This is a genomic window from Pseudomonadales bacterium (assembly GCA_013215025.1).
In the GTDB taxonomy this organism is placed as follows: domain Bacteria; phylum Pseudomonadota; class Gammaproteobacteria; order Pseudomonadales; family DT-91; genus DT-91.
In genome coordinates, this window is sequence record JABSRR010000104.1 from 1 (window position 1) to 5,928 (window position 5,928).

Sequence of the window (5,928 nt, forward strand, 5' to 3'; positions counted from 1 at the left end):
GCAATCATTTCGTTCCAGTGAGCAACCCAGCCAACCGTGCGGCCAACCGCAAAGATAACGGTAAACATAGAGGTTGGAATGCCGATCGCTTTTAAAATAATGCCTGAGTAAAAGTCTACGTTAGGGTAAAGTTTCTTCTCAATAAAGTACTCATCTTCCAGCGCAATTTGCTCAAGGCGCTTAGCAATTTTTAATAGCGGATCATCGGTAATGCCAAGTTCAGCCAATACCTCATCAGCCGTTTGTTTCATTACTTTAGCCCGTGGGTCAAAGTTTTTATAAACACGATGGCCAAAGCCCATTAGGCGGAAAGGATCATTTTTATCTTTTGCTTTAGCAACAAATTCGTCAATTCGAGACTCATCGCCAATCTCTTCTAACATATCCAGTACAGCTTCGTTAGCGCCGCCATGAGACGGTCCCCATAGTGCTGCGATGCCTGAGGCGATACAGGCAAATGGGTTGGCGCCAGTAGAGCCAGCAAGGCGAACCGTAGAGGTTGAAGCATTTTGCTCGTGATCAGCATGCAAAGTAAAGATACGATCCATCGCGCGAGCAATAGTTGGGCTAATTTTCGATGGCTCACATGGGTTGCCAAACATCATGTGTAAAAAGTTTTCTGCGTAGTCACGGCTGTTATCAGGATAAACAAACGGTTGGCCAATAGAATACTTATAGCTCATGGCTGCCAAGGTAGGAATCTTGGCGATCAAGCGAAAGGCGGCAACCTTGCGATGCTGTTCATTGGTGATATCAAGAGAGTCATGATAGAACGCTGACAATGCTCCAACGACACCACACATGATAGCCATTGGGTGTGCGTCACGACGAAAGCCATTAAACATCTTGTTGATTTGGTCATGCACCATAGTGTGATAGCGAACGGTGTTATCAAACTCATCTTTTTCAGCTTGAGTCGGTAATTCACCGTTCAAAAGCAAGTAACAAACTTCTAGATAGTCGGCTTTCTCAGCGAGTTGATCAATTGGATAGCCGCGATGCAACAAAACGCCTGCGTTACCGTCGATATAGGTAATTTGAGATTCGCAAGAAGCGGTAGAGACAAAGCCTGGATCGTAGGTAAACAAACCTTTAGCCGTTAATGGTGAAACATCAACAACGTCTGGTCCAACGGTACCGTTATAAACTTTTAGTTCGATAGGGTCCTGGCCATCAATAGTTAATGTGGCTTTAATATCGCTCATTTACCAACTCCTGAATATGAGTACTAATAATAGTAGTATCGGCAGCATGAAGGGTGTTTGTGACGGATAATCGAAAAAAAGCTAGAAATTAGCATATTAAACGAAAATTCATGAAACTGACGCAAACGGTGCCGAAGTTATGTTCTTTTAGGTCAAATTTTGTGAGGAGACTACTATAATTATTCAGCGCTTGATGTCAATCGAAACTCTTACTTGATAAATCATTTGTAAGTGTTTGTTGGCTATAATTTATGCATTTCAGGGTTATCTGCGCCATTGCTGTGCAATTCGTCAAAACTGCACCAGATGCGATACGCAAAAGCCTGCTTTAAATGCAATTGATTCTCATTTAATTCGCTCTATGCTGTTGATTAGGTTGGGAAAATTGCGTCAGCTGAGTTTGTGTTTTGGCCACAATCGCCCTATAATGCCGCGCTAATTTAGTCATGACGATTTAGCTTCATTGTATTGTTTGCGCTGTTGCTGGTCGCCATTTTCATTCACTCTTTGTCAAGCTAACGTTAGGCTAACAATGACGTTGTTGCTGATAAAGAAACCAAACTCAGAGCGAGAAATAAGGCCGTGAAAGATAACAGACCTGTCAACCTCGATATTGGGACCATTCAGCTGCCCATAACATCTTATGTTTCAATCCTACACCGAATTTCAGGCGTCGCGATTTTTGCCGGCGTAGCAATTTTACTGTGGTTGCTTGATGGCTCATTGGCATCAGCCGAGAGTTTTGCGGCGACTCAAAGCTTATTGGCCAACAGCGTGCTGTTGAGATTAGTGGTTTGGCTAGTGCTATGTGGTTTTATTTATCACGCTACGGCTGGTGTAAAACATCTGGTTATGGATCTGGGTATTGGTGAAACGCTTGAAGGCGGTAAGAAAGGCGCGCAAATCACACTCGTGGTTGCGATTGTATTAATGTTATTAGCAGGTGTTTGGGTATGGTAACGCAAGTCACAAGTTTTGGTCGCTCTGGAGTGTCCGATTGGTTAATGCAGCGCACGACTGCAATCATCTTGGTTTCTTACTTAATTTTCATTGCAGGTTATTTAATCCTTAACGCTGATGTGACGTATGATCAGTGGAAAGCTTTATTTGATAGCACGCCAGTGAAGGCATTTACATCTTTGACTATCCTCGCCATTGTCGTCCACGCATGGATTGGCTTATGGGCAGTGTCTACGGATTATATGACTTCTCGCATGATGGGCGCGAAAGCAACCTTTATCCGCCTTGGCTTTCAAGCTGCTTATTCACTTGTACTGTTTTACTACCTCATTTGGGGTTTCCAGATTCTTTGGAGTTAATTGATGACAATTCGTACTATAACGTTTGATGGTGTAATCGTTGGTGGTGGCGGCGCAGGTATGCGTGCCGGTCTTCAACTAGCTCAATCCGGTTACAAAACTGCGGTTATTTCAAAAGTTTTTCCTACCCGTTCTCATACGGTATCAGCACAAGGTGGTATTACCTGTGCGATTGCTTCAGCCGATCCGAATGATGATTGGCGTTGGCACATGTATGACACCGTTAAGGGCTCTGATTACATCGGCGACCAAGACGCCATTGAGTATATGTGTTCTGTCGGTCCTCAGGCAGTTTTTGAACTTGACCATATGGGTCTTCCTTTTTCTCGCACCGAAGAGGGTCGTATTTATCAGCGTCCATTTGGTGGGCAGTCGAAGAACTTTGGTGAAGGCGGTCAAGCGGCTCGGACCTGTGCTGCGGCTGACCGTACTGGTCATGCTCTTTTGCACACTCTGTATCAAGGCAACTTAAAAAATAACACCGTATTCCTCAATGAATGGTATGCGGTTGATTTAGTGAAAAACGATGCGGGTGCTATCGTTGGCGTTATCGCCATCGAAATGGAAACCGGCGAAGTCGTTTACGTTAAATCGAAAGCTACCGTATTAGCTACCGGCGGCGCTGGACGTATTTATGCTTCAACTACCAATGCTCATATCAACACCGGTGACGGTATTGGTATGGTCTTGCGAGCCGGCTTCCCGGTCCAAGATATTGAAATGTGGCAGTTCCACCCAACCGGTATTGCTGGTGCCGGAGTTTTGGTAACAGAAGGTTGTCGTGGTGAAGGTGGCTACCTGATTAATAAAGATGGCGAGCGTTTTATGGAGCGCTATGCACCTAATGCTAAAGACCTTGCTGGTCGTGATGTTGTTGCTCGCTCAATGGTGATGGAGATTCTTGAAGGTCGTGGCTGTGGCCCTGACGGTGATCATGTGCATCTTAAACTTGACCATCTGGGTGAAGACGTTTTAGAGAGCCGCCTTCCTGGCATTTGTGAATTATCACGTACCTTTGCCCACGCTGACCCAGTTAAAGTGCCAATTCCGGTAGTGCCGACCTGTCATTACATGATGGGTGGTGTACCTACCAATATTCACGGTCAGGCATTAACACAGGATGCTGAAGGTAATGATCAGGTGATCGAAGGCTTATTCGCCTGTGGTGAAGTTGCCTGTGTATCTGTGCACGGTGCCAACCGCCTAGGTGGTAACTCTCTGTTAGACCTCGTTGTATTTGGTCGAGCAGCGGGTTTATATATTGAAAAAGCCTTACGTGAAGGCATTGATCACGATGATGCTTCAGATGCGAACATCGAAGCATCGATGCAGCGTTTAAACAAGCTAAACGCTTCAACTTCGGGTGAAAAAGTTGCAGACCTGCGAAAAGAATTGCAGAACATTATGCAGCTTCGATTTGGTGTTTTCCGTCGTGGCGATACCATGCAAGAGGGTATTGCTGAACTCGCGAAATTGCGCACTCGAATTGAAAATATTCAACTCGAAGACAAGTCAGGTGCATTCAACACTGCACGTATCGAAGCTTTAGAGTTGCAAAACTTATTTGAAGTTGCTGAAGCTACTGCAATTGCAGCCGAAGAACGCAGAGAGTCACGTGGTGCTCACGCACGGGAAGATTTCCAAGATCGTGATGACGAAAATTGGCTATGCCATTCGCTGTATTTCCCAGTGGATAAATCTGTTAGCAAGCGTGACGTTAACTTCGAACCAAAAACGGTTGATACATTCGAACCTAAGATTCGTACCTATTAGGGAGGTTGCCATCTATGTTAAAAGTAAGTGTTTATCGTTATAACCCTGAAACCGATCAAGAACCCTATATGCAGGATTATCAAGTTGATACCCAAGGTAAAGACTTGATGGTTTTGGATGTATTGGAGCTTATTAAAGAACAAGACTCTACGTTAGGTATTCGTCGTTCATGTCGTGAGGGCGTATGTGGATCTGACGGCATGAATATCAATGGTAAAAATGGCCTGGCCTGTATTACCCCAATTTCCGAAGCCTGTGGTAACGGTGATCTAGTGGTTCGCCCACTACCAGGTTTACCAGTTATTCGCGACTTAGTGATCGATATGAGCTTGTTTTACAAGCAGTACGAAAAAATTAAACCTTACCTTATTAACGATGAGCCAGCGCCTGCGATTGAACGCCTGCAGTCGCCTGAAGATCGTGCACATTTGGATGGTTTGTATGAGTGCATTCTTTGTGCTTGTTGTTCAACCTCTTGCCCATCTTTCTGGTGGAACCCAGACCGCTTTATTGGGCCATCAGGTTTATTGCAAGCTTATCGTTTTTTGATCGATAGCCGCGATACTGCAACAGAACAGCGCTTGGCTGCTTTAGATGATCCGTTCAGCGTATTTCGCTGCCACGGTATTCAAAACTGCGTCAATGTTTGCCCGAAAGGTTTAAATCCTACTAAGGCGATTGGCCATATCCGCAATATGTTATTGCGCGCTGCGTCTTAAAGCTGCTGCGGATATTATTAAACGGCTACTGCTAAACATTGCATTTGCAATTGGTTAGATGTTTGTAAGCTAAAAATTTGAAAGCTTAAGCGTATGTGAGTAAGGAGAACTTTTTCTTACTCACTATCCTAACAATCGACCCAGCTCGGCAAAATTAGAACCCCAAGCAATTGAATTGTTTGGGGTTTTTTATTGCCAAGATTAACAGGCGCGCTATTGGTGATGTTGGAAGCTAAGCTGCATAATGCTGTGTTGCGCTGATTCACTTAAAACCTTTGATGCTAGCGCTGTCGATAGGCGTAAACGTCTGCTCGCAGCCAAAAGTCCTTCAGCATTTTGCTGTACAACTCCGGTTTCGCAGAGTTGAGCGATAAATGTATTGAATAAGTTTTTATCAAAAAAGTCAGGGGCATGAAATTGGTGAATAAACGTTAGCTGCTTGGCTAATTCAATGCAGTCTTTTTCTAAGCTCTGCTGGTCATAATGCCAATCGTCAGCGTGTAAAAGGCATTGTGCAGTAATAAAAAATCGTTCGGTTGCTGCCTTACTTGAACCAGCCAGCAATTGCAGTTGAAAGAACTGTTCGGTCTCAGGTTGCTGCGCAATAATCAACTCACCGTCTTGATGCAGCAAGCCTTCAGTCAGCATGGTATTCAGTAATTGATTTAGCTGTGCTTGAAGCTGTTGGTGGCTGATATCGACAAATAATTCTGATTGAATAAACGGGAGCAGTCGCCAGCAGAAATTAAATAAGGCTTTGCGGTGAGCCTGCTTTTGTCTTACAAGGTAGGCGGCTATTAGTGACGGTAGCATGAAAATATGCAGACAATTATTACGTAAAAAGGTGGCGTTTACCTGGCCTTTTTGGTCAAGCAACAGGATTTCGCCAAAGTTGGTTTTTTGGCTTAGCAC

General features: G+C 44.4%; 6 protein-coding genes. 4 read left to right on the top strand and 2 right to left on the bottom strand.

Annotated features, from left to right (window positions below):
* On the bottom strand, positions 1-1,205 hold a 1,205-nt coding region (gene gltA, locus HRU21_08355), incomplete at its 3' end, for a citrate (Si)-synthase (protein ID NRA42300.1).
* Positions 1,206-1,787: 582 nt separating this feature from the next.
* Between gltA and sdhC the strand changes: the two genes are divergently transcribed.
* Genes sdhC through HRU21_08375 form a run of 4 tightly spaced genes read left to right on the top strand, consistent with a single transcriptional unit; the run spans position 1,788 to position 5,016 of the window.
* Positions 1,788-2,165 (top strand): succinate dehydrogenase, cytochrome b556 subunit, encoded by a 378-nt coding sequence (gene sdhC / locus HRU21_08360; GenBank protein NRA42301.1) that lies wholly within the window; start codon positions 1,788-1,790, stop codon positions 2,163-2,165.
* On the top strand, positions 2,159-2,524 hold the full coding sequence (gene sdhD, locus HRU21_08365) for a succinate dehydrogenase, hydrophobic membrane anchor protein (GenBank protein NRA42302.1): 366 nt from the start codon (positions 2,159-2,161) through the stop codon (positions 2,522-2,524). The genes sdhC and sdhD overlap by 7 nt, the downstream gene beginning before the upstream one ends.
* Positions 2,525-4,297, top strand: a complete 1,773-nt coding sequence (locus HRU21_08370) for a succinate dehydrogenase flavoprotein subunit (GenBank protein ID NRA42303.1) — start codon at positions 2,525-2,527, stop codon at positions 4,295-4,297.
* A 14-nt stretch (positions 4,298-4,311) separates the two neighbouring features.
* Positions 4,312-5,016: a succinate dehydrogenase iron-sulfur subunit gene (locus tag HRU21_08375; GenBank protein NRA42304.1), complete on the top strand. Its 705-nt coding sequence runs from the start codon at positions 4,312-4,314 to the stop codon at positions 5,014-5,016.
* A 213-nt stretch (positions 5,017-5,229) separates the two neighbouring features.
* On the opposite strand, the gene HRU21_08380 is transcribed toward HRU21_08375, so the two are convergent.
* Positions 5,230-5,928: hypothetical protein (locus HRU21_08380; GenBank protein NRA42305.1), on the bottom strand; the 699-nt coding region annotated here is incomplete at its 5' end.

Coding starts and splice junctions, on each gene's coding strand:
- sdhD (NRA42302.1), top strand. CDS start 2,159: ATGGTAACGCAAGTCACAAGTTTTGGTCGCTCTGGAGTGTCCGATTGG.
- HRU21_08375 (NRA42304.1), top strand. CDS start 4,312: ATGTTAAAAGTAAGTGTTTATCGTTATAACCCTGAAACCGATCAAGAA.